General features: G+C 62.4%; 5 protein-coding genes. 1 reads left to right on the top strand and 4 read right to left on the bottom strand.

Annotated features, from left to right (window positions below):
• The 4 genes from EN994_RS27400 to EN994_RS27385 form a co-directional block, all read right to left on the bottom strand.
• A partial coding sequence (locus tag EN994_RS27400) for an HTH domain-containing protein (protein WP_127307964.1) occupies window positions 1-371 on the bottom strand: 371 nt, incomplete at its 3' end.
• A 125-nt stretch (window positions 372-496) separates the two neighbouring features.
• The gene (locus EN994_RS27395; protein WP_063169160.1) at window positions 497-904 is read right to left on the bottom strand and encodes a hypothetical protein; all 408 of its coding nucleotides are present in this window, start codon (window positions 902-904) and stop codon (window positions 497-499) included.
• Between the two features lie 75 nt (window positions 905-979).
• Complete coding sequence (locus tag EN994_RS27390; protein WP_063169159.1) at window positions 980-1570, bottom strand: DJ-1/PfpI family protein; 591 nt, start codon at window positions 1568-1570, stop codon at window positions 980-982.
• Window positions 1571-1654: 84 nt separating this feature from the next.
• Window positions 1655-1822 (bottom strand): hypothetical protein, encoded by a 168-nt coding sequence (locus EN994_RS27385; protein WP_013529241.1) that lies wholly within the window; start codon window positions 1820-1822, stop codon window positions 1655-1657.
• Between the two features lie 309 nt (window positions 1823-2131).
• Here EN994_RS27385 and EN994_RS27380 point away from each other — a divergent pair.
• Window positions 2132-2407, top strand: a 276-nt coding sequence (locus tag EN994_RS27380; RefSeq protein ID WP_206530514.1) for a VOC family protein, incomplete at its 3' end; no start/stop codon positions are given.

Below are 2407 nucleotides of genomic sequence, written 5' to 3'. Positions count from 1 at the left end.
GTGTGGATCTCGGTGCGGGCGATGCGGTCTTTCTCCGCATCGGGCAATACGGCGCCGATCTTGACCAGCGCTTCGTCGGCGGCCCGCGCCATGGCGGCACCGCCAAAGGCACGCACCATGCGGGCGCCGGCGACCAGCGCGACGATCTCGTCACGCGTGAACATCAGCGGCGGAAGGTCGAAACCCTCCCTCATCATGTAGCCAACGCCGGCCTCGCCGTCGATCGGCACTCCGGTCGACTGCAAATCGGCAATGTCGCGATAGATGGTTCGCTCGGAAACTTCGAGCCATGTGCCGAGCTTCTGGGCGGTGACCAATCGGCCACCGCGCAGATGCTGCACGATCTGGAAGAGCCTGTCGGCGCGGCGCATCGTATGGTCCCTCGGCGTTGTCTCTATGCATGCCGCCCGAAACCGGTCCACCTCTGGGTGGCATGCATCGTGTTTTCGCGCATGCCGTTATCCCAAAACCGCAGAACACTTTTGGGCGGCATGCCTCATGGTTTCAGCCCTTCGCGCTTGCGCTGCGCGGCGACGAACTCCGCGCCGAAGGACAATTTCTTCGTCGTCGGTGTTTTCGCATCGAGCACGCGCCAGAACGGTGCCACGTCACTCGGCGTCATGCCGCGCTGGAGGTCCTCGTTGGCGGCTTCGGCAACAGTGCGCAGATGATAGCCTATGGTGACCGGGCATGTCACTTCGGCGCCATGCTCGACGGCAAGTGCTGTACGCAGCGCACGCACATCCATCTCGACGCCTTCGGGAATCGAGCGGATGAAATCATCGACCTGGCGCGCTGTCGGCACCAGCATAGGCTGGCCTTCGACGACATCGGCCATCGTGCGCGGCGTCGGCTTGACGCCGTTGATGCCTGGTGTGCTCAGTCTGTCGTTCCAACTCTTCATCGATCGTCCTTTCGACCGCCGATGCACGGGTGCCCTAAGCTGGCACCATTGCACGGCCCTCCTGACAGCATACTGTCAGGAGGCTTCAGCATACTCCTTGGCAAACAGCGTTCGCATCCGAGCGAGATCGCTGCCTCTTTCGGGGTAGAGCGTCTTCAGAAAGGCGAGCGCGAAGGTGCCCGGCGCCGAGCCTGGCGCGGAAACAATTTTGCCGTCGGCCATGGCATGCGGCACATCCTGATAGAGGCTGTCGCCGGCATAGCCGGCCTCATGACCATTGATCCAGTCGCGGCCATTGCTCGTATGCCTGGCCTTCTCGAACAGGCCGGCGCGGGCTAGCGCCAGCGTGCCGGCGCAGATGCCGCCGACCACGCCGCCGCGCGATGCAACAGCATTGAGCAGATCAGCAACATCGGGCGGTGCCTTGCCGGCCCACTCATCGGAGCCGATCACGGCGATGGCGTCGAGATCATCATTCTCATCCGCCCCGGCCGATCGATCGGGCGTCAGCCGAAAGCCGCTGATCCCGGTCACTGGGTTGCCATCAGGCGTCAGCGACACGGCACGGGCGCCGAACCATTCGACCGCCGAGGCCGCCAGCAGCCCATACTCCCAGTCGGCAAAACCTTCGATGAAAAGGAAACCGATCGTCTTCTGTTCGGGCATAGGCTCGCTCCCATCCTCACGCACCGGACCTGTTATCTGGGCGTTGACGCGCCCACATCCAATCGCCGGGTCGAAAAATTGGCTTCAATTGCCCCGAGGGCCACGGTCCGCATACATGTCCGGCCAGCCGATATCCTTGCGAATATCCGCCGGCAGCGAGTTCATGAACCGCTGGGTGCGGATCTCGTTGCGCATCGTGCGGATCTTGCCGACATAGTGCTGCATGCCGCGCAGAATGGTGTAACCGTTCATGGCCAGTCTCCTCTCTCTGTATGGAGGTACTATCGCATACCCCTCCTGACAGCAGTCTGTCAGGAGGATGTCAGGCGCGAGACGATAGTTGCGACCAGTGCGCGCGACGCAGGCAAGGCATCGCTTTTCGCCGCATAGAACGGTGCCGAAGGCAGGTTCGCGACTTCCGATTGTTCATAGCGACGACGTGCTCTGGGCGCCGCTGTTCAGTTTCCGGCGACGGACTGTCGGAATACGAGGCCTTCAGCGGGGTGACCGCAGTTCTGATATGGAGGGAGAAAATTGTTCCCCAACAGCAGGGAGACGACGATGAGCTTGCAACTGACAGGTATCCACCATCTGACCGCCATCACCGCCAATGCGCCTGGCAATCTTCATTTTTATACGAAGGTGCTGGGTCTGCGGCTGGTCAAGAAGACCGTAAACCAGGACGACACCTCGGCCTACCACCTCTTCTATGCCGACGGCGAAGCGACACCGGGCACCGACCTTACCTTCTTCGACTGGCCGGTCGGCCGCGAGCGGCGCGGCACGCACAGCATCGTGCGGACCAGCCTCAGGGTCGGCAGCCAGGAGAGCCTGTCT

This window comes from Mesorhizobium sp. M7A.F.Ca.CA.002.09.1.1, from assembly GCF_003998555.1.
GTDB lineage: Bacteria > Pseudomonadota > Alphaproteobacteria > Rhizobiales > Rhizobiaceae > Mesorhizobium > Mesorhizobium ciceri.
Note: the sequence above shows the minus strand (reverse complement) of the source record. Positions and strands in the feature narration are given on the sequence as shown.